At 44.6% G+C, this 19,855-nt stretch carries 28 protein-coding genes; 17 read left to right on the top strand and 11 right to left on the bottom strand.

Annotated features, from left to right (window positions below; translation table 11 throughout):
• The first annotated feature begins 148 nt into the window (after nucleotides 1-148).
• From AACQ75_RS12800 to AACQ75_RS12815, 4 genes are all read left to right on the top strand, one after another.
• Complete coding sequence (locus AACQ75_RS12800; protein WP_013856548.1) at nucleotides 149-919, top strand: ABC transporter ATP-binding protein; 771 nt, start codon at nucleotides 149-151, stop codon at nucleotides 917-919.
• 104 nt (nucleotides 920-1,023) lie between these two features.
• Nucleotides 1,024-1,800 carry an ABC transporter substrate-binding protein gene (locus AACQ75_RS12805; RefSeq protein ID WP_026028918.1) on the top strand — a complete coding sequence of 259 codons (777 nt, stop codon included), beginning with the start codon at nucleotides 1,024-1,026 and terminating at the stop codon, nucleotides 1,798-1,800.
• Between the two features lie 208 nt (nucleotides 1,801-2,008).
• Nucleotides 2,009-2,749: an ABC transporter permease gene (locus tag AACQ75_RS12810; protein ID WP_013856550.1), complete on the top strand. Its 741-nt coding sequence runs from the start codon at nucleotides 2,009-2,011 to the stop codon at nucleotides 2,747-2,749.
• Nucleotides 2,750-2,751: 2 nt separating this feature from the next.
• Nucleotides 2,752-3,429: an ABC transporter permease gene (locus tag AACQ75_RS12815; RefSeq protein WP_094127150.1), complete on the top strand. Its 678-nt coding sequence runs from the start codon at nucleotides 2,752-2,754 to the stop codon at nucleotides 3,427-3,429.
• A 111-nt stretch (nucleotides 3,430-3,540) separates the two neighbouring features.
• Here the strand turns inward: AACQ75_RS12815 and xthA are convergent, their stop codons facing one another.
• The 4 genes from xthA to AACQ75_RS12835 all read right to left on the bottom strand — a co-directional run bounded on the left by xthA (nucleotide 3,541) and on the right by AACQ75_RS12835 (nucleotide 6,954).
• A complete protein-coding gene (gene xthA, locus AACQ75_RS12820; protein ID WP_088732643.1) occupies nucleotides 3,541-4,350 on the bottom strand; it encodes an exodeoxyribonuclease III in 810 nt (269 codons plus the stop codon).
• Nucleotides 4,351-4,482: 132 nt separating this feature from the next.
• Nucleotides 4,483-5,505, bottom strand: coding sequence for a phage integrase (locus tag AACQ75_RS12825; RefSeq protein WP_148636117.1), 1,023 nt, complete (start codon nucleotides 5,503-5,505; stop codon nucleotides 4,483-4,485).
• Nucleotides 5,505-6,272, bottom strand: a complete 768-nt coding sequence (locus AACQ75_RS12830; RefSeq protein WP_170888760.1) for a hypothetical protein — start codon at nucleotides 6,270-6,272, stop codon at nucleotides 5,505-5,507. The genes AACQ75_RS12825 and AACQ75_RS12830 overlap by 1 nt, the downstream gene beginning before the upstream one ends.
• A 28-nt stretch (nucleotides 6,273-6,300) precedes the next feature.
• Nucleotides 6,301-6,954, bottom strand: coding sequence for a phage repressor protein CI (locus tag AACQ75_RS12835; RefSeq protein ID WP_170888761.1), 654 nt, complete (start codon nucleotides 6,952-6,954; stop codon nucleotides 6,301-6,303).
• 144 nt (nucleotides 6,955-7,098) lie between these two features.
• On the opposite strand from AACQ75_RS12835, the gene AACQ75_RS12840 reads away from it, so the two are divergent.
• The 12 genes from AACQ75_RS12840 (at nucleotide 7,099) to AACQ75_RS12895 (ending at nucleotide 14,432) form a co-directional block, all read left to right on the top strand.
• Nucleotides 7,099-7,311, top strand: a complete 213-nt coding sequence (locus AACQ75_RS12840) for a hypothetical protein (protein WP_170888762.1) — start codon at nucleotides 7,099-7,101, stop codon at nucleotides 7,309-7,311.
• A gap of 114 nt (nucleotides 7,312-7,425) precedes the next feature.
• Nucleotides 7,426-7,965 carry a phage regulatory CII family protein gene (locus tag AACQ75_RS12845; RefSeq protein WP_170888763.1) on the top strand — a complete coding sequence of 180 codons (540 nt, stop codon included), beginning with the start codon at nucleotides 7,426-7,428 and terminating at the stop codon, nucleotides 7,963-7,965.
• 11 nt (nucleotides 7,966-7,976) lie between these two features.
• A complete protein-coding gene (locus AACQ75_RS12850; RefSeq protein WP_170888764.1) occupies nucleotides 7,977-8,261 on the top strand; it encodes a hypothetical protein in 285 nt (94 codons plus the stop codon).
• Between the two features lie 109 nt (nucleotides 8,262-8,370).
• Nucleotides 8,371-8,925, top strand: a complete 555-nt coding sequence (locus AACQ75_RS12855) for a hypothetical protein (RefSeq protein WP_170888765.1) — start codon at nucleotides 8,371-8,373, stop codon at nucleotides 8,923-8,925.
• Nucleotides 8,925-9,329 (top strand): hypothetical protein, encoded by a 405-nt coding sequence (locus AACQ75_RS12860; RefSeq protein WP_170888766.1) that lies wholly within the window; start codon nucleotides 8,925-8,927, stop codon nucleotides 9,327-9,329. The genes AACQ75_RS12855 and AACQ75_RS12860 overlap by 1 nt, the downstream gene beginning before the upstream one ends.
• A gap of 1 nt (nucleotide 9,330) precedes the next feature.
• Nucleotides 9,331-9,603 (top strand): hypothetical protein, encoded by a 273-nt coding sequence (locus AACQ75_RS12865; RefSeq protein ID WP_094163422.1) that lies wholly within the window; start codon nucleotides 9,331-9,333, stop codon nucleotides 9,601-9,603.
• Nucleotides 9,604-9,735: 132 nt separating this feature from the next.
• Nucleotides 9,736-10,266, top strand: a complete 531-nt coding sequence (locus tag AACQ75_RS12870; RefSeq protein ID WP_170888767.1) for a DNA methyltransferase — start codon at nucleotides 9,736-9,738, stop codon at nucleotides 10,264-10,266.
• A complete protein-coding gene (locus tag AACQ75_RS12875; protein ID WP_170888693.1) occupies nucleotides 10,263-10,580 on the top strand; it encodes a hypothetical protein in 318 nt (105 codons plus the stop codon). Before AACQ75_RS12870 ends, AACQ75_RS12875 begins: the two co-directional genes overlap by 4 nt.
• The gene (locus AACQ75_RS12880; RefSeq protein WP_170888768.1) at nucleotides 10,577-13,531 is read left to right on the top strand and encodes a replication endonuclease; all 2,955 of its coding nucleotides are present in this window, start codon (nucleotides 10,577-10,579) and stop codon (nucleotides 13,529-13,531) included. The genes AACQ75_RS12875 and AACQ75_RS12880 overlap by 4 nt, the downstream gene beginning before the upstream one ends.
• Before the next feature lie 12 nt (nucleotides 13,532-13,543).
• Entirely contained in the window at nucleotides 13,544-13,756 is a 213-nt protein-coding gene (locus tag AACQ75_RS12885) for a hypothetical protein (protein ID WP_170888769.1), read from the top strand.
• Between the two features lie 2 nt (nucleotides 13,757-13,758).
• Entirely contained in the window at nucleotides 13,759-14,040 is a 282-nt protein-coding gene (locus tag AACQ75_RS12890) for a hypothetical protein (protein WP_170888770.1), read from the top strand.
• The gene (locus tag AACQ75_RS12895; RefSeq protein ID WP_170888771.1) at nucleotides 14,040-14,432 is read left to right on the top strand and encodes a hypothetical protein; all 393 of its coding nucleotides are present in this window, start codon (nucleotides 14,040-14,042) and stop codon (nucleotides 14,430-14,432) included. The genes AACQ75_RS12890 and AACQ75_RS12895 overlap by 1 nt, the downstream gene beginning before the upstream one ends.
• Before the next feature lie 31 nt (nucleotides 14,433-14,463).
• On the opposite strand, the gene AACQ75_RS12900 is transcribed toward AACQ75_RS12895, so the two are convergent.
• On the bottom strand, nucleotides 14,464-14,796 hold the full coding sequence (locus tag AACQ75_RS12900) for a helix-turn-helix domain-containing protein (protein WP_094163436.1): 333 nt from the start codon (nucleotides 14,794-14,796) through the stop codon (nucleotides 14,464-14,466).
• 235 nt (nucleotides 14,797-15,031) lie between these two features.
• On the opposite strand from AACQ75_RS12900, the gene AACQ75_RS12905 reads away from it, so the two are divergent.
• Nucleotides 15,032-15,283: a hypothetical protein gene (locus tag AACQ75_RS12905; RefSeq protein WP_094150697.1), complete on the top strand. Its 252-nt coding sequence runs from the start codon at nucleotides 15,032-15,034 to the stop codon at nucleotides 15,281-15,283.
• Between the two features lie 10 nt (nucleotides 15,284-15,293).
• On the opposite strand, the gene AACQ75_RS12910 is transcribed toward AACQ75_RS12905, so the two are convergent.
• The 6 genes from AACQ75_RS12910 to AACQ75_RS12935 form a co-directional block, all read right to left on the bottom strand.
• Nucleotides 15,294-15,545 (bottom strand): ogr/Delta-like zinc finger family protein, encoded by a 252-nt coding sequence (locus tag AACQ75_RS12910; RefSeq protein WP_094150695.1) that lies wholly within the window; start codon nucleotides 15,543-15,545, stop codon nucleotides 15,294-15,296.
• A gap of 89 nt (nucleotides 15,546-15,634) precedes the next feature.
• A complete protein-coding gene (locus tag AACQ75_RS12915; protein ID WP_170888772.1) occupies nucleotides 15,635-15,925 on the bottom strand; it encodes a hypothetical protein in 291 nt (96 codons plus the stop codon).
• Nucleotides 15,925-16,566, bottom strand: coding sequence for a hypothetical protein (locus AACQ75_RS12920; RefSeq protein WP_170888773.1), 642 nt, complete (start codon nucleotides 16,564-16,566; stop codon nucleotides 15,925-15,927). Before AACQ75_RS12920 ends, AACQ75_RS12915 begins: the two co-directional genes overlap by 1 nt.
• The gene (locus tag AACQ75_RS12925; protein ID WP_249339356.1) at nucleotides 16,566-16,943 is read right to left on the bottom strand and encodes a hypothetical protein; all 378 of its coding nucleotides are present in this window, start codon (nucleotides 16,941-16,943) and stop codon (nucleotides 16,566-16,568) included. Before AACQ75_RS12925 ends, AACQ75_RS12920 begins: the two co-directional genes overlap by 1 nt.
• A gap of 27 nt (nucleotides 16,944-16,970) precedes the next feature.
• Nucleotides 16,971-18,014 (bottom strand): phage portal protein, encoded by a 1,044-nt coding sequence (locus AACQ75_RS12930; RefSeq protein ID WP_170888774.1) that lies wholly within the window; start codon nucleotides 18,012-18,014, stop codon nucleotides 16,971-16,973.
• Entirely contained in the window at nucleotides 18,011-19,825 is a 1,815-nt protein-coding gene (locus AACQ75_RS12935) for a terminase large subunit domain-containing protein (protein ID WP_170888775.1), read from the bottom strand. The genes AACQ75_RS12930 and AACQ75_RS12935 overlap by 4 nt, the downstream gene beginning before the upstream one ends.
• Between the last annotated feature and the right edge of the window lie 30 nt (nucleotides 19,826-19,855).

Consider the following 19,855-nt stretch of genomic DNA (forward strand, 5'->3'; position numbering starts at 1 on the left):
AAAATGTGAATTTTTAATCAGATAAAATAACTAAATATCCTTATTTTGCAGGTTAATAATTTGTTGCATGTTTTCGGTGTGAATGCTAGTTTGTATCAAAAATGGGAGTTGGAATACTCTGCAGTAGCAAATACAGGGAGTTAAGCGCATGACTGATGTACCGGCGCTGAATATTAAAGAGCTGCACAAAACCTTTGGTCAAAACGAAGTACTAAAAGGAATCTCGCTAGAAGCTCGTAAGGGTGATGTGATCTCCATTATTGGTTCTTCTGGCTCGGGAAAAAGTACCTTTCTTAGATGCATCAATTTACTTGAAACACCAACCTCTGGTGATATTTGGGTCAATGGTGAACTCATTCAAATGAAAAAAAATCGGCAAGGTGAAGCTTCACCTGTGAGTGAAAAGCAGGTGCAACGAATTCGCTCACGCCTTGCTATGGTATTTCAGGGATTTAACCTTTGGTCGCACATGACGGTGTTAGAAAACGTTATTGAAGCACCAATTCATGTGTTAGGAGTACCGAAAGCACGAGCCATCGAGAGTGCTGAGGTGCTGCTAAAAAAAGTCGGCCTGTATGAACGTAAAGACTATTATCCTGGTCACCTTTCTGGTGGGCAACAACAACGTGCGGCGATTGCTAGAGCGTTAGCCGTGGAGCCAGAAGTCATGCTGTTTGATGAGCCCACTTCTGCACTTGATCCTGAATTGGTGGGTGAAGTGTTGGGTGTTATGAGAGACTTGGCAGAAGAAGGCCGTACTATGCTGGTAGTGACTCATGAAATGGCCTTTGCTCGCGATGTTTCAAACCATGTGATGTTCTTGCACCAAGGTTTAGTGGAAGAGCAAGGAGATCCAGCCATCCTGTTTACCCAGCCTAAATCTGAACGGTTAAAACAATTTATATCCTCTATTTATTAATGTGTTCATTATGTTGTGGTATTCGCCACGGCATAAATATTAAGCAAAACCAACATAAACATAGCATGATAAATAAGTAAGACCTCAATCACAGGAGTATGGAAATGAAAAAGTGGTTATTAGTTGCAGCCGTTGCTGCTAGTGCAATGACTGGTATGGCCCAAGCGAAAGAATGGAAGACGGTTCGTTTTGGTATAGAAGGGGCTTATCCTCCTTTTAGCTGGACAGAGGCCGATGGATCTCTCAAAGGCTTTGATGTTGATATGGCCAATGCGTTGTGCAAGGAGATGAAAGTGGAATGTAAAATCGTTCCACAAGACTGGGATGGCATTATTCCATCACTGCTCGCACGTAAATATGACGCGATTATTGCAGCCATGTCGATTACCGACGAGCGCAAGAAAAAAGTCGATTTCACTGGTAAGTACGCATTAATTCCCAATAAATTTATCGCCAAGAAGGGAGCCGCGTTGGATTTTTCTAAAGAAGGTCTAAAAGGGGTGAAAATTGGTGTACAACGTGCAACAACGCACGATAAGTATCTTACTGATAATTATGGCGATGCAGTCGAAATTGTCCGTTATGGTTCATTTGATGAAGCCTATCTTGACCTAGCCAATGGTCGTATTGCGGCAGTATTGGGTGATGCCTCTGCCTTGGAAGAGGGTGTGCTTAACAAAGCGGGCGGCGAAGCGTATGAGTTCGTCGGCCCATCATTAACCGATCCGAAATGGTTTGGCGATGGTTTTGGTATTGCGGTTCGTAAACAAGACAAAGATCTCACTCAAAAACTTGATATGGCGATTAAATCTCTTCGTCAACAAGGGATTTACCAAGAAATTGCGACCAAATACTTTAATTACGATGTATACGGTGAATAAGCTGTAACATCATATCTTACCCATATAATTAGAAGGTGAGAGTGGGCCGAGCATATGAATATGTTTATCGATCACTCTGTAATTAGGACTGGTTAGCTCAGTTGACTCCACCTTCTCAATTATGATGGGAATCCATTGATTCTTAACGGCTGGATCCTAGTTCCAGAAGTACCCAGCCGTTAAATTCTCCAGGGACTAGGGATGAATTATGTTGGACCTACACGGATATGAAGCCTCAATTTTGAAGGGAGCGGTGCTGACCATTGAAGTTGCCGTGCTCTCTTTATTACTTGCCATGTTACTTGGCATGCTAGGTGCGCTAGCCAAGCTTGCACCTTACCGTTGGGCAAGAGCCATTGCCACTCTTTACACGACCATCATTCGCGGTATTCCAGACCTTGTGTTAATGATGCTTATTTTCTTTGGCGGTCAAATATTGTTGAATAATAGCCTTTATTCAATCAACGAATGGCTAAACAATTGGTTTATGGCAAGTGACCCGAGCCATGAATGGACCGCTTATCTCCCCGATTATATTGATGTTAGCCCTTTCATTGCTGGGATACTAACCATAGGTTTCATTTTCGGTGCCTATATGGCTGAAACCTTTCGTGGCGCCATTATGGCAGTTGATAAAGGGGAGATGGAAGCGGCGAAAGCGTATGGTATGAGTTCCACGTTAGCATTTAGACGCATTTTGCTTCCTCAAATGGTCCGTCATGCGTTACCAGGATTTGGTAACAACTGGTTAGTATTGCTCAAAACGACGGCACTTGTTTCCATTATTGGATTAGAAGATATGGTCAGAGTCAGCTCACTCGCGGCGGGTTCGACAAAAATGCCATTCACCTTTTATATGGCTGTCTCAGTGATCTTCCTTTTCTTTACCAGTGTATCAACCGGTCTTCTCAAATTGGTTGAGCGCAAGTTCAGCATTCACACGAGGTAAATATGGATTTTTCCCTTATTACTCAAAGCCTACCAATTTATTTTAGTGGGCTGTGGACAACGGTTTGGCTGGTGGGGTTGTCGTTAATTATCGGTTTGAGCCTTGCCATCCCCTTAGCGATTGCTAGAAATAGCCACAACTATTTGATTCGTACTCCAGCATGGGCTTATACCTACTTTTTTCGTGGTACACCGTTATTGGTCCAGCTTTATCTCATCTACTATGGAATGGATCAATTTTTCCCGGTGAAAGATACCTTGTGGGAAAACGCTTGGTTTTGCGCGTTGGTTGCTTTTGTTCTCAATACGTCCGCCTACACGGCTGAAATTATTCGCGGTGCGATCAATGGGTTGCCTAAAGGCGAAGTTGAAGCGGCGAAGGCATACGGAATGAGTACTTGGAAAACGTATCGACGAATTATTCTACCGAGTGCGTTAAGGCGCGCACTGCCCGCTTATAGTAATGAAGTTATCTTCATGCTCCACGGTTCTGCGGTTGCTGGTATTGTTACCATTATGGATTTAACGGGGGCTGCGCGTTTAGTGAACTCTCGTTATTATGCTCCATTCGAGTCATTTTTAACCGCAGGTTTGTTCTATATGGGCTTGACCTTCATTATTTTGTTCTGCTTTAAACAGGCTGAAAAACGCTTCTTAGCTTATTTGCGCCCATTAAGCTGAAGGGCTGCGAGTAGCATTTGCTGTACCGAGTTTGTTTCTATAATCAAGGCATAGATTAAAATAAGAAGCGCGCCGAATGCGCGCTTCTTATTGGCACGTTACTTTCTGTTCCTACAAGGAAAAACTGGACCAAATTGGCGCGTGATCAGAAGGTTTTTCTATTCCTCGAAGTTCATAGTCGATGCCGGCCTCTTGGCATTTTTTTGCTAGGTTCGGGGTCGCTAAAATGACGTCGATTCGTAGCCCACGGTTATCATCAAAGCCGCGTGAGCGATAATCAAACCACGAAAATTGATCATTTACATCCGGATTTAACTGACGGAATGTGTCAACAAAACCCCAGTCCATTAAAGTTTGTAACCATTCACGCTCTTCAGGTTGGAAAGAGCATTTTCCCGTTTGCAACCAGCGTTTTCTATTGGCTTCACCAATCCCAATATCCAAGTCGATAGGGCTGATGTTAATGTCTCCCATCACAATTATTTGTTCGTCAGGGGAATGATGTGACGTTAAGTAACCCATTAGATCTTTATAAAACTGACGCTTATAGGGATATTTTGTTTCATGGGAAATATTCTCCCCTTGAGGAAAATAGCCGTTGAGTATGGTTGTTTTTTGGCCGTTGTCATCTTCAAAAGTGGCCATAATCATGCGTTTTTGATGATCTTCATTATCGCTAGGAAAGCCTTTCTGTACTGAAATGGGTTCCTTCTTACACAACATGGCGACGCCATAATGTGCTTTTTGACCATGAAAATAGACGTGGTAGCCCATGGCTTCAACATCCTCAAGAGGAAAAGCGTCATCGTGTACTTTGATTTCTTGAAGTCCAATGACATCAGGTTGATGCTTATCAATAATCGCTTGCAGTTGATGAAGGCGAGCTCTCAAACCGTTGATGTTAAAACTGATGACTTTCATATAGTTTAATTCCTTGTTTAAAGTCTTGGTTTACCTTTGTTTGTAAGGGTTGGTGATGATGTGTGAATCTGATTGTTGATGATGACAACCGACATTTAACGAGTGATGCCGCCATTTTGTCGCCATATTTCATCATACATTTAACCCAGAAATTGGGTTTAAGCGAACAACAGAAGAAAGGTGATTTGGTGAAAAATGGGCATAGACCATTGTTTGGTCGATGTTAACGTGGCCAAGTGCTTCCTTTAAATCAAGAATATTGCCACCGTTCCGCATGAATGCCGTTGCGAACGTGTGGCGAAGAACGTGAGTGGCTTGGCCTTTTGGCAGTTCAGGCAAGGCTCGGTCAATCCATTTATGAGCAACACCATAACCGCAAGTAAACAACCGCCCGCTGCCTTGCGGGTTTAATTCTTTATATAACTCTTCGGAAATGGGAATAGAGCGATTCCGCTTCCCCTTTGTATTTACAAACGTAATCTTGCACCCGAAAACATGTTCACCTCTCAACAACACCGCCTCATTAATCCGCGCTCCAGTTGCTAGGCAGATTTTATATATCAGCCTCAGCTCGTCATGTATCCAGCTTTGTTTTAGAACATCGAACAGCCGCATAATTTGCTCATCACGTAAAAAAGTAAGTTCAGATTCCGATTTCTTTATCGGCTCAATACCAATGACTGGGTTTGGAAGCTTCCATTCTTTAATAGCGATAAGGCGGTTAAACATCAATTTCAACAAAGCCATATCACCGTTTTGCGAGCTGATCGCCAAGTCATTATTTTTACGACCCCGTCCTTTACTTACTCGGTTTGCTCGGTAGTGGGCAAGGTCATTAGCAGAGAGAAGAGAAGCGATAGGGTTATTTAGCGCCTCAGCAATGTGAAGCATACGCGCTTTAGAATGGCTACCAGAACGTAAGTTCTTGCCGTGCAACTGGTACCACAGTTCAATTAATTCACTTAAGCGGCGGTGATCAGGCTTATCACCTAACCACGGCTTATCATCCACTTCGCGCATCACAAAGTTTTCATAAGCATTCGCTTCACCTTTGGTGGCGAAGCGTTTACGAACGCGTTTACCATTGCGGCCTTGTGGGTAGCACTCACAAAGCCAAGGTTTTTTGCTGCCGTCTTTTAAGTTGCGAACTGACATTATTGAGTGTTACTAACTAACAAGACATCATTCACCCAATCATCAAAGCGCTTTTTCTTATGGCCTTCAGTATCCAGCATGGTTTCAATGTTTTGGACGAAATAGATTTTCTCTTTTCCAGTGCTATCTAAGGCAATTAGATCTTTGTGCAAGCCATTTGAAATAAGACGGATTGGCGTGACGGTTATCCGTTCTCTATCGTAAACGCGATATGTAAATGTTGTAGGTGGGCATTTACCCTGCCAAATAACTTGTTTAATGTTTGACTTGGTTTTTGGGGGAAGAAAACTAAACGGGTCAACTTTAAGAGAGGTCTTACACCAATCGAAAAAATTAGTATTTATGCCGCCATCTACGAGATTTTTAATTCTTTCAGCGTTGAAATGACGTTGTTCTTTTCGATAAGAACAAATCCCTTTTATGTAGAACTTATATTCATCATCAACAAGTAGTTCATCTGCTTGAATGGTTTTCAAACTTGTTGAACCGTCCGAATCTTCATAATCAAAAGTTATTTGATGCGCTTCGCCAGCCCAAACAGTAGTAAGTTTTTTTGACCATTTGTTAACTGATTTTAATTTTTTTATTTCCACTCTAAGTTGGTCATAGTCAATGTCTAACCTTTCGCAGAAATCACGCTGTTCATTAGGTGTCGTATAACCTTTATCAAGCACATACTGGGCGACTGTAGCGGGATGTTTATTGAACTCATCCTGCAAGTTTTTGATTCCAGAAAATAGGCCAATAACCTTTGAAAAGAATCCCATAAATTAATTTTCCTAGCCAAGTTAATAATTAATCTTTTTTCATTGTTACCGCTACACGGCCAAGCACTTTAATGTCGTTCTCTGACGCTTCAATAGTGCTGTCACCAAAAGCTATTGCTAACTTTCTGCCGGGTAAACGCTGTATTTGGTTGATGGACAAGCGCCCGTCAACATCAATTAAGTAATTGCCTGCCACAGCATCGGTTGTGCTTTTATCAAGCAAGTAAATCGCCTCGTTAGTTTCAACCTCGATCACCTTTTCAGCGTCCAAGTTAAAACTGTTCACTCTTCTTACCGGATAAGGGATTTCACCTGTTTCAATCAGTTGCCCATTTGCTAAGCAAAAGCTTTTTAGAATCACAGTTGAGTGCTGAGGGTTATTCTGCTTAACCGCTTCATAGCTATAAGAAACGCGAGGTTCATTGGTCACATGATGAGACTTTTGGCGATCTTGTGGTTTGAGTGCTAATTCTTCAATTGGTATGCCCATCGCCAAATGAAGTCTTACCATTAATTCATGTGACGTTCTGTTGTGTGTGTTCCAAGTGCTAAATGTGGCCTTTGGGACACTTAATAGATCGCTTAACTCTTGGAAATCCTTTGTGTGAGTCAGTCTTTTTAGGTTCGAAGTGAATTCGTCACCAGACAAGTATTCGAACGGCAATATTTTGTTGTTCGGCATTCTATTTATTCCAAAAATTTGATTTAGATCGCCATTTGGTATTGTGCTTTGTCGTTTGGCGATCTAATATCCTTGTGTTCCGGTGTCACGCCGACCAAAGCAAATGACAACCGACAAATATAACTAACTCGTAAGGATATCACCATGCTGACATATTCGGTACCACCTGAGAGTGCGTACGTGACATGTGAAAAGTATTCCATTATTTCAGGTTTAGCGATGGGAACCATTCGTCAATACATTTCGGAAGGACGAATCATCACCAAACCTAAAGAAAAACCCCGCGATAAGCCGTTGGTAAATATGGTTGCCATGCATGAAATGGCAGCTCGTGAAGCTATAGCTGTGCTGGGGTAACCATGCGCCTTTCTTCCCTTGTACCCACTAAAACCCACTGCCCGAAATGGCTACACGTGTTCGCACTTGTCGTCATTTTCGTGCCGCCGTTCTTCGCTTAGGAGATTGTCGAACATGGACGCAAATAACGCCATGTATGAATTGCTTGAGTTCAAACAAGAGGCATTTAACGCCAGTTTGTGCGACTTCGCTGTGAATCATGATATGGAAAAAATCGCGAGGAAAATCGGAATGGATGGGCAGGTGCTAAGGAATATGATGAATCCTAGTCAGAGCCGTCATTTGACTTGTCCGGTTATGGCTTTGGTTTGCTACGTGTCAGATGATTACAGCATTGTTAACACCTTGCTGGGTGATTTGGGCGTGGTAACGGCATCGGTACCCGTGGAAGAACAAGCGAAAAGCCTTGTTGAACGCATCCTTGAACACTCGAACCTTACGGGCCAGCTTTCTGGCAGTGTGTTAGCACTTAGCCACGAACACCGCTACCCGCGCAGCCAAAAACGCAAAACCTTAGCCACCGCCCAAGCGGCGCTAGGCAACCTCGTTTTGCTGATATCCGATTTAGAAAAACGCACCACAGGCGTATCACCTTTGCTCAGCATGGGTGTTGATTTCGTGATGAACGGTGCAGCCATCCCCGGCTTAGCATAGGAGAAACCACCATGTCAGTTGCAATCCAAAACTTTGAAACCGCATGTCACCAACCTTGCCCGGACATGCCGCACCACAGCCTTAACGCTACGCAAAAGCAAAAGGGGCTAGCTTGCCTACAGCGCGTTCGTGGAGAGCTGCGCGAAAAACTGCTTGAACCATTACGCAAAAAACGCGCAGAGCTGATCGAAAAAGCCGACAGCGAAGACACAACGCAAATGAAGCGCACGCTCATCGCGCAAGAAATCAACCGCTTAGATATGAAAGCGCAACGCATTTTAGACCGTTGGTCGTAACCCAGTTTTAAACGATATACCCAAGCCTAGCCAAGGCGTCTTTGCCCTCTCGATTTCTTCGGATTGAGGGAGGGCTTTTTTTACATCGATAAGCGTAGGAGCTTTGAAAATGAGTGAAACGAATGAGGCGCGTGAAGCGCTAAAAGTTGCAAAAGAATCCGTTGCTATTGCAAAAGAACTTAACGAAGACACCCGCGATCAACTGCGACAAACTCGTGAAATGCACGAGATGATGTTAACCAACCAACGCCGTGTTTGCATGGCGTTCAGCTCGTTGTTACCACAGCCAATTCGTATTGAATTCACGGCCCCACTGACAAGCGAAAACATTAAAGATGAAGCACAACAAATTAGCAAAGCGATTGCTAACCGCGATATCTACGATGTTATCCACGCCATCAACGTGTTAGCGCTGTCGAACAATGATGTGATCCAAGTGTTTACTGACCTAGATTGTCATTCGAATTCGTTCAGAGTTTGGGCGGTTCATATTAGCACTGACTGGAGTGATGAAGAGTCGAAAAAAGAAAGGCTATTAAATGAGGACGTCTATCTTTCCATCGAACCTAACCCGCTTAAAAAACTCCTTTTCATCGAAAGCCAATTAACCGAACTCATCATAGAAGCGCGTGAAGCCTTTGTAACTCCAGCGGAGCAAGCGTAATGGCCAACATCATCACGGTTCACAAAGAAGAACTGGAAGTGATCTTGCGTCATGAAGGGTTCACTACTCGCAAAATAGAACAGTTCTTTCGTGTGTTTAACATTATCGAATCAAGCCAAGGGCCAATGCTCGAACTCGATTCAACGCGCGCCATGCTCGTTAACGTTAACGGCACAAAACAAGGCTTATGTCTTGAAGACTTCATCACCGCTTGGTGGTGCTTTTGGATTGTTGTTTTCAACCAATCCACTGACAGCGATATGTCACACCAAGCCCTAGGCGCAATCCGCGCACTTTTCTTTGTTTCCGCATGCAACCGCAGCACAAGCCAACACGCATCAATGCAAATGTGGTGGCGCGACTGCGAACCCATCCACGGCCACCCAACCTTAGAGGCAATGTGATATGAGCAAATGTAACTGTTTTGACGAGAATCTAGAAAGAATTAAAGAGCAAGTGATCGCCCAACTGCCTGATGGCGCAACGGATTTAAACGTAGCGTGGGAAGGGTATTCGTTTTTCTTTTCGGGTGATCGTGTTCCGGTCAATCCACAAATCAATATCGAATATCGACAGATGAAAAAGGATAAAACCCCAGCTAAAAACCTCACGAAAGATTCAGTAAGAATGCTTTGTTCTTACTGTCCTTTTTGCGGTCGTGAGTTGGAGAATAGCTGATATGAGCAACCAAGCCACGCACTGCATTTGCCGTCACTGCCACCGCATCGTTAATGACCTGCTTGTTGAAAAAGACAAGCACGGTTTCAACGTTTGCGTTATTTGCCGCCAATTATCGAAGGAACAGAAAAAATGAGCTCAACAAATGGAAAAGTGGAGCCTAGTGAATTGTATCCAACACCGCCAGAGGTGGTTGATGCATTACTAGCAAAGTTAACCCTTCGTGAAACCGATACGTTTCTAGAACCTTGTTATGGAACAGGGGCGATCTTCGACAAGGTTGATTTACCACTATCACAAAAATCATACGCAGAAATAGAAATGGGCGTTGATTACCTAACCACTAATTTCGGTAAGCAAGATGTGATCATCACTAATCCACCATTTTCACTGACTGAAGAGTTTATTCGCAAAAGCTTAAATGAGTTAGCACCGAACGGAACAATGGCTTACTTACAGCGCGTTAACTTTTTGGGTTCAATAAAAAGGGTGCCGTTTTGGGCTGAAGTGGGGTTCCCAAATAAAACGCCAGTCATTATCCCAAGACCACGCTTTGTTAAGGGGCGTTCAGATTCCTGCGAATACTCATGGTTCATTTGGGATTACGGAAACCGTTTCAACATTCCGCAAGCTTTAAGTCACATCATTTCGGGGGAAGTATGAAAGAAACTCTATGCCCACACTGCCCATCGGTGATCAAAGAAAGCGACACCACCTGCCCAAGCTGCGGTTTAGCGGTTGTGGGTAAGCCTACGTTATCAGCTAAAGAGTTATTCAAAGTTCTCTATCGTGAAGCAAGAATGGTTTACTCAAAGCATGATGAATTTATGAAATCAATTAAATACGGAGAAGTTACACGCGCTGAAGCAGCAGTGTTCAACATTCAAAATTCGGGTATTTCCTCATTTTACGTTAGTTATGTGCGAATGATTACAGCGGATATCGCTGCTGATCGTTTTGACGAGATACCATTTTGACCACCACCTACGCCACCAAAAAAAGCAGGCGCGATCACGAAAAAGGGTTAACCCAAAGTGAGCGCCTGATTTCTTGGTATCAAGACGTTGATGTCGACGAACTTCGCGCACTTGAAATAAGCGAATATGAACAAGAAAGAGCAAACCAACTCTTTCTTGAATGGTCGCGCAACAAAAACGCCCCGGCACAATCCATTCATATCGCGCAGCCGCTTAGCTTCAACAAAGAGCCCGAAAACCTAAGCGTTATCGAGCGCAAACTCTACGAAGTCAACAAGCAGGACTTTGAGTGGTATAGAACCTACTTTGCCGACCTGCCAGATTATTTAACCAAATACTTCGTTAACCGCTACCTTGCCATTTTCAAAAAAGAAGGCAACCGCGAAGCTAACACCTTCCTACGTGAAAAGATGGAACCCGCACGAGCGCGCGTTCGCTTAGTGCTGGCCCAATACAGCCAACTGCCAACCACTCACAAAATCACTTTGCTCAGTGAAGAAAACGACCTTGAGCAAAGCGATTTTCAACAACCGCAGCCAAAGCAAATCGGCTTTGATTTTGACCGCATCGAACAAAACGCCAAGCCAATCAAAGAGCGCATCATTGCAGAGCTTGAGCGTGACGAACTCAAAGAAATGGCGTTCAAGCTTTCCTGCATCATCAACAAAAAGAAAAGCGTGATCATGGAACAGCATCAGCAAGAAACAGGTGAAGAAGTGGACGCCGCATTAATCATCGTTTACGAACTGCTTGCTAGGTTCGTGTGCTCGCTTGGCCTAGCATCACCGCGCAAATACAAGAAGCAAACGCCACTATCAGCCACGACCGACATTCTAAAAATGAGCGATGAAAAGTGGATACTCAATCGCTTAGTGCGTGTGCGTAAAATCATGCGTGAACACCTTGCCATTGCCATGGGCCAAGTGTCTAAACGTGCATCGGCTTACTGCTCGTGGGATTGTCTGCGCGAACACAAAGAGCAAAAAGAGAAGAATTGGGAATTCATCAAAAACGGCATGCTGTTTGAAGAAGAAACAGGCGAAGAAGCCGAACTCATGGGCATGGTACTCAAAAGCATTTCAAACCCTGCCATTCTGCGCCATGAATTGATGGCGCGCTGCCGTGGCTATGAAGACATCGGTAACTTGCTCAACCTGCAAGGCATGTTCCTTACGCTCACCGCGCCGGGCAAATACCACAACAATTATCAAAACGGTGGTTTTATTAGCCATTGGAACGGTGCAAGCCCAAAGCAAACGCAAGACTACTTAAACAACGTATGGGAACGCATTCGCGCCAAAATTGGGCGTGAGGGAATCCGTTGGTTTGGCCTGCGCGTGGCCGAGCCACACCATGACGGCACACCGCACTGGCATTTGCTGTTGTGGGTAAGGCCGCAAGATGCGCTAAGAGTTTCCGACATCTTCATTCGTTATGCGGTAAAAGCCGAAGCAATGGAGCTATTCGACAAAGCCGATCTTTATTATCCAGTGAACTACAGCGCACAAAGCTATGTGCTGTCGTATCAAGAAAAAATCGAAAAGGCCACCCGCTTCAAAGTGCCGACCAAGCTTTATGCTAAACATTACCCGTGTGCACTGGCTGACCTGCGCCCAGAAATCGAAATACCTGAGCAAGTCAAAGTGGCGACCATGCAAAACCAAGTCACGTCACTGAACATCAATTACAAAGCCCGTTGTGATGTGAAATTCATCGACCCAAGCCAAGGCACCGCCACAGGCTATATCGCCAAATACATTGCTAAAAATATTGATGGTTACGCAATGGATGATCTCGTTTCAGATGAAACGGGCAAAAGCGTGAAAGACATGGCGAAAAACGTCTGTGCGTGGAAATCTCGCTGGGCTATTCGCCAGTTCCAGTTCTTCGGCGGTGCGCCTGTTACCACTTACCGAGAACTGCGCCGCTACGCCAATTTAGATAAATCCAGCTTTATGGATTACCTAACCCAGTTATCGCGTGACGAAATGTTAGAGATCTACAAAGAGATGGAGCGCAAGCCAAACAAGAAGTTTGTCGGCCCGCCCATTCCAGATGCTCTATTGAAAGATAAAAAGCGTTTTGATGCAAAGCGCCTGTTCGTGATGCTAAGCGAAAACTATCAACCGAGTTTAGAGAACCAAAACGGCAGCGCCGTAGCCGCCATGGAAGCCGCCGATAAAGGGGATTTTCAAGGTTACATCATGGGCCAAGGTGGCCCGTTTGTGCCGCGCAAAGACCTAACAGTGAAGAACGTTTACTTAGAGTTGCCGTTTGCCTCGCCGCATGGCGAAACCGTGCGCAAGCTAGAAGGGTTCGACGCTTCCGGCGTGATGGTGAAAACCCGCGTTAAGAATTGGACTATCACCAAAAAGCCCACCACTAAAACTCGCATTGAAAAAGAGTATGAAGTTTTCAAACCAACTGAGAACCCAAACACGTGGAAAATCAGCCGCAAACGCCTGAAACCAAATGAGACAACCCAAGCTGAAGCGGGGGCTCTTGCTCTTTCTGGCGGCTCTGCCGCCTCTCGGAGTTCTGTCAATAACTGTACGCGGCCCCAAAGCGAACAGGTTAATAGTGATCACGATATAGAGTTAAGCCCGTTAGTTGAATATGAAATAAGTCGGTTAATAAATGAGCATGATTTAACCGAAAGTTTCAGGCGAAACCTGTTGAAAGGGCGTTGGTTAAGGGTAACGGAAGAGAAAAGCGTCAAGCTGCACATTGGCGATGGCGAAAGACGCCCAGACCAAATTGTATACCGCAATGAATTTAAGCCTGATTTAAGTTGGCTAGGCCAGAAAGCCGAGCCAGAGCCGGAAGTTATCCAACTGACGGAAGAAGATGATTACCCACAACCGGATTTATCTATCTTTGCCCACGACGTTCCCGCCGCAACAAGCTGGAGTGAGTACAAAGAAATGATAGAAGACTGGCCATTAGCGTAGGAGCTTATAAATATGAAACAAAACCATGAAATAGACCAAGAAACCGTTGATGTGGTTTCAAGTCAGTTAGAAGAAAAGTTTGAAGCGTTCGCCGCGAGTGCAGAGCTAAGCGATTTCGAAAAATTATTGGTATTAAAAAACCTCACTTCACGGATAGAAAACAGCATGGCCGTAAAAATGCAAGCCGCGGCGATGTTCAGTGTATTAACCAAGATAGGGAGATAGCCATGCAACTAACCATCGGGAAAACATACCACGCGCATCAAGCGGCTTATTCATTTGAAGACCTAAGCGGTGAAACCGTCACGTTCGACGAAGTGAACTTCAGCTTTACCGTGTTAGAAAAGCCAAAGAAAGTAGTCGCCAATGATGGCGCAACGAAAAAAGTCATCAAACTACCCAAACACCTAGCTGAGCAAAAATGGCATTGGGTACGCAATGAAACCAAAAACATTCAGCACTGGCTCAATGTTGAAGTTTATGAAATTTCAGGAAAAGAGGTGATGTGATGGAAAAATCAATGAAGAGCCTAGTTAACGCGATGGAATTCATCGTGACTTTCTTTGTCAGTATGGGAGAAGATGAAAAATTATATGTAGTACTAGATAAAGAGAACTTGCCATTCATCGATATTTGGGTATTAAAAAATATGTTTAGTCAGTACTCAGGAATCAATTTAAGAGGGTTGAGTAGTTGTTGTCAGAGAATTGATTTCCGTTCAACAGAAGGGCAAATGACAGCGGGTTATAGCGGTCATTCAATTGTTATCACGTCCGGTGATATGAGTAATAGAGCAAGAAGCATATCTATGAGTTTTTCGTTGCATAAAAGATGGAGTTTGTACATTGCAGATTTGAGCAATGTTGAGTCAGTGAAGTGCCTGCGTGAGTCGGTCAAGTAACAACCCAAAACCCACCGCCCGGTGGGTTTTGTCACACACTCAGCTTATCCAGTTCCTTGCTTATCGCGCCAACCAAGCTCAACAGCTGATCACGAATCTCAGCAGGTAATGACCGAATCATCGCCTGCTCATCACTTGAATAACCTTCATACAAAGAAAGATGAGAAAGCGGAATATTCAGCGCATCACATAGCCGACGAATCTGCACAATATCCACAACCCGTTCCCCTTGTTCAAGGCGTTGAAGCATACGGTAATCAATACCAGAAAGGCGGCTTAAAACACGCTGCGTTTTGCGCTGTCTCAGTCGTTCTTGAATAAAAAACAACATGATAGGGTCAATAAGACGGGTTTGTTTTGGCATGAAATCCCCTGCGTAATCGCCACATATGGCGGTTATGTACGGTATAAATGCCAACTAAGGTTAGGTTGAAATGAACGTTGAAGCAGATCGCAATACCAAAGCATTAGAATATTTATAGTTCGCCCCGGCTAGATAAATCACCATGTTCAGTATAGGCGATAAATCACATAAATAAATTTGTTACTAAAAAAGTACTGTATTAATATACAGTATATCACGTCAGGTTGGAGGCTAAATGGCTGAACTAGAAACCATTAGTGCTGCAAAGATAACGCAGAAAAAAAGCATACATCTTGCAGCATTAGAATTAGTGATCGACGCTATGTCGGTAAGCGAAGCAACGGAAGCAACAAAAAAAGCAGGAGCCTATTTAACAGGCTTAATCATCGCCGACAGCAAAGGAACCATCACACCAGAAAAGCTAACGGCCATCACCAGTATTATGGAGATGGCCGCAGAATCACAAAGCCCAGTGTTTAAAGTGTAATAGCAAAAAGCTACAACATAGAAAGTTGCTGCTTGAGTTCTTGCCGCTGTTCCGGTGGCAAGGCTTTCATCAAAGTAAACGCAAGTTGGCTTGTTGTCTTAGCAGAAGGGCTAAGCGTATGACTGTAGGAAAGGTTCATAACAAAAGAATGGCCGCATTCCGGGTCACTGCAAGAACAATATAAGTCCGCATGGCTATCGGTGATTCTATTCGACTTATGGATACGGCTTTTACATCCGCACTCTGGGCATATTACGCGCATAAACAAAACCTAGCTAATTGACTGACTCAGTAATAATACGTCAATAAGCTGTGTTTTTGTACAGTTTCCGCAAGAGTGTTAGGTGAGCATTAATAATTCTGAATATCTGGCTCAAAATGTTGCTTGATTGCCTTCGCGATCTCCAAGTCGCACACGAACGGGCCAGCCTCTTCGCCTTCCATCGCTTTAATCGTCTGCTCTACACCAAGCCGCTGAGCAATAAAACCATGCTCAGAAGCGAACGTTTTCAAAAAAGGCGTATCGCGGTTAGTGAAAACACAAAGACGATAACCCGCAACATCAATCGCATCAGGGAAAAGAGGCTGAGCAAATTGCTGCCAGCTCGCATCATTTAAATACGCATAAATCTGATAAAGCATTAGACGTTCCTCCACATCGCATCCGTGTGATTTGTTATCATCGCGCTTATCGAGCCAACCGATGGCACTTGAACCGCTTGGTTTTTTTGGTTGAATTCAATCAAGTTAGTTAAAGTGCCACCAATAGAAACCTTAAAGTGTTCGATGGTTCCTGAAGAGTACGAAGAAGTTGTCCAAGCTCGAATCAAGCGATCGAAAACAACTTGTTGAGTTGAGTTGCTTCGGCTTGATTTTGATTCGCCATCAATGACTATGGACAAAACATTATTAACTCTGCGTAAAGCGTAAGTTTGAGTTTTGGAAGCGTCAAAGTTGGATGTTGACCAAGTGATGGCATAAGAACCCGCATAAGATTGAATGCCTTCTCCACCTGGTAAAGTTCGGTAGAAGTTATCAATCGTCGGCCCAGAAAAAATAGATTGATAAGAATTATTCGAAAGACCACTCATTTTAACTTCAATATAAAAATCAACGTTCGGCGGAATGACGATAGCTTCGCTCAACTGAACATATTGCGCTAAACCATCAAAAAACGGGGCGAACCTTGGCTTTAAATACAAGCTCTCATCAAAAGGGAAACCACGCAAACCAGAAGATGCGCCAACCGCAGTGATCACCTCATCATCAGGAAAATCACGCATCAGTAACGCTCCACAATAAACGTAATCTCATCCGCGCCCGTAATGTCACCCGCCGCAATTACGCCAACGTGGGAAGCAAGGCCACCCCAACGAGGTTTCTCATAAGCCGCGGGAAAGCATTGTGCTAAATCAACCTCACCGCTGGGAATGGCTTCATCAACACCACCGAGCCGAGCCGTAACAACCACGCCGCCAGTGGCCGCAACAGGTACGCCATTTAGCTTGGGAACCAAAAACACACGGCCATTGCTGCCATGCTGGCAAAAAATATATTTCTTTTCCGTCAGTTCAGTGATCGGGATAGTTGTCTCAAACGCTTTAGATAAGCCATGAGAAACCACCCGAGATTGACCATTAGAAGAATTAACTAAGTTCATTACACTATCTCCGTTCATTGCTAAAAATTAAGCCGCGTCGTAACCAATCGTTAAATCAAAATTCAAGTGCAAATGCTTGTACTTACTTATTTCTGGGTGCTCGTTTACCGCTTTCATAAACAGCTTACAAACGGGTACCACTTCATACTTGTCATAAACCGTGCTTACTTTAATTGGGTCCGGCACATTCGCGCCCACTTGCGTAGTCATGCCGCCCATGCCTTGCGGGAAGCGGTGGCCGACAAAAATATCCTGCGCAGTAATATTCTTGATGCGCTCAAACTCATCTTTAGTTGAAATGTCGCCAACCGGAATCAATTGAATGCCTTTCTCTTCGCCATTGGGGATGTTCACATACATGCTGCGAAAGTTGCCGGGGCCGCGTGAATTACGCATCGCATCTTTAATCGCTTTCTCATCTTCTGCGCTTATATTGGGGTCTCTAGAATAAAAGATATAACCCATGTGCGCGCCGTTCTTGTAGTACGCGCGCCTAAACATGGTTGCGTCTTTATTCAATAAGCTGCTTTGCAAGCTGCCCAAGTAATCCGGAAGGCCATAAACTTGTTGTTGTGGGTCATACTGGCTAATGAAAATCACATCTTCCGCGCGATAGTCTTTAAATTCATAGTCGCGTAACAACTGCACAAAGTCACCGTTCTTACGCTTGCGCATGTGCATCATCGGTAACGGGTGTAAACCAATCGGTTGTTTAAAGCCATTACGCAAAATTAAAAACGCGCCCATACCCAAGCCGAAGTAATCCCAACACGCCCGGTTCAGTAAGTGATCGGCAATATTACCGCCACCCGCAAAACGCGCCGAAACATAGTTAGCCCGCGCTTTTAGAATAGAACCGTGGTAAGCGTTAGCGTTAGCAATGTCAGCCAAGCCCTTTAACGAGATAGGCGGCTCCCAATAGTTGTCGCCATCGTTGTACATCAGCTCACAATATTGAGTCATCCAATTGCTACTATCGACCGACTCAGGAATAGCGGAAAACTCAACCATGGAAGACTTTTCGCCGTCCTCTTTATTGATTACGTGGTGTGTCGTGTTTTGTTCGGTCATGCTGCCATGTCCCATGTCGATTTAGTGGGGTTGTTGTAATCAAGGGGCTCGTTCACTAACGCATGCGAAAGCGCCCAAAAGTCATCCGCATGGCCAACCAGTTCACTGCGGTCGGCTTTGAACGTCATCATATTGCCGCTATTGGTCGACATGCGCTTAATCGCCATGAACGCCATCGCCGTTTCCTTATATTCGGCATCAAACTGCAAACGCTCACCTTCAATTACATCAATCATTTTCATTACAAGGCGGTTTTTGTTTTCATTGGAATAATGAATCGCCACCGCCTCGCGTGGGTGCTTTTTATGCAGCAGGTCATAAACCCCTGCGCCAATGCCCGTTACGTCAATACCTAAATAAGTAACGTTGTAACGCTTAAACACTTTGCTTATCTCGCTCGCTTGGTGTTGAAAGCTCAAGCCGCGCCAAGAATGTTTCTCAAGCACACGGAACTTTTCACCTTCCAAAACAGGTGGCGCAACCACCATCAACACCGCATTGTCGCGTGACCGAGAAGGGTCATAGCCTAGCCACACCTCACGGTTGCCAAATGGCCGCGCTTTGCGTGGGTCGAAGTCCTGCCAGTGCGCCACATCCACCATGCATTTGGTGATCTTGTTGAACTGGAAGATAGAACTTGCACCGTCAACGAACACGCACATAAACAAGTTATCGAAGTCGGTTTCGCTGTACTCTTCGCGCAGTTCATCAATATCAAACAGTTCACAGCCGCCGTTCGCCGCGTCTTCAATCGTAACCACATAGCGCCATTGCCTATCCGGGCATAACTGGCCACCGTCGCGGTACTCTTCAAACGTGGGGAATTCAATATTCTTGCGGGTGTCTTTGCCGCCGCGCCATTTATCACCCGTCCAAAACGGGTAGGCTTGGTGCATTTTGGTCGAAGGGGTAGAAAAGTACGTCTTACGCCATTTTTTATGAGTCGCCATCGCCGAAGCAACTTTATTCAACTCATCAAACTTGCCTATCCAGAAATATTCATCAACGTACACATGGCCGTGGTAGCTCTGCGCTGTTTTGCCATTGGTAGAAAGGAAATGCAGTTCAGCGCCATTCGATAGGGTGATCGGGTTGCCGGATAACTCCAGGTCTAAAAACTCTTTCGCTATCGCAATAATGTAGCGCCGGAACACTTCCGCTTGAGCGCGAGAAGCCGAAAGGAATATTTGATTATCGCCAGTCAGAATCGCGTTTTCTAACGCTTCACCACTAAAGTAATAAGTAGCACCAATTTGGCGAGATTTAAGAATATTACGAATGCGCTGATGCAAGTTATTACGCATCACAATTTGGTATTCAAACAGCGAATCATGCCAAAGCTTGAAACATTCTTCGGTTAGTTCACTAACGTCATTCTTCTGTTTCTTACCACGCTTTTGAGGAAGTTTGCCATTGTGGCCAGAACCTTTACCACTATTGCCCTGCGAATGGCCGTTTTGTTTACCACGGCTAGAATCGGGCTTACCACTTTCATTATGTAGCGGTTGATCACCTTGCTGCTTTTCAAGCGCGCGCTGTTTCTTCAGCTTCGCATGGTGGCCGATAAGCCTATCCAACATATCAAGCTGGTTCTTGGTGGGCTCTTGAAGTTCAAGCAGCGTTTGAATACGGTTTGAAATAGCTTCATCAACCGTTTGTTCGCGCAACATATCGCGCCAACCGAATTTATCAGCCCAATAATAAACAATCCGTTCATTACCTAGCTTCAATTCAGTAGCGATTTCGCTTGGCGTCCAAGCCTTTAAATAAAGGGCTCGGGCGGCTTGTCGTATTTCAGGGGAGTATGCCATGCCCGAATAATACGCCGCCAAAACCCCATG

Source organism: Vibrio sp. B1-2 (assembly GCF_963888445.1).
In the GTDB taxonomy this organism is placed as follows: domain Bacteria; phylum Pseudomonadota; class Gammaproteobacteria; order Enterobacterales; family Vibrionaceae; genus Vibrio; species Vibrio anguillarum.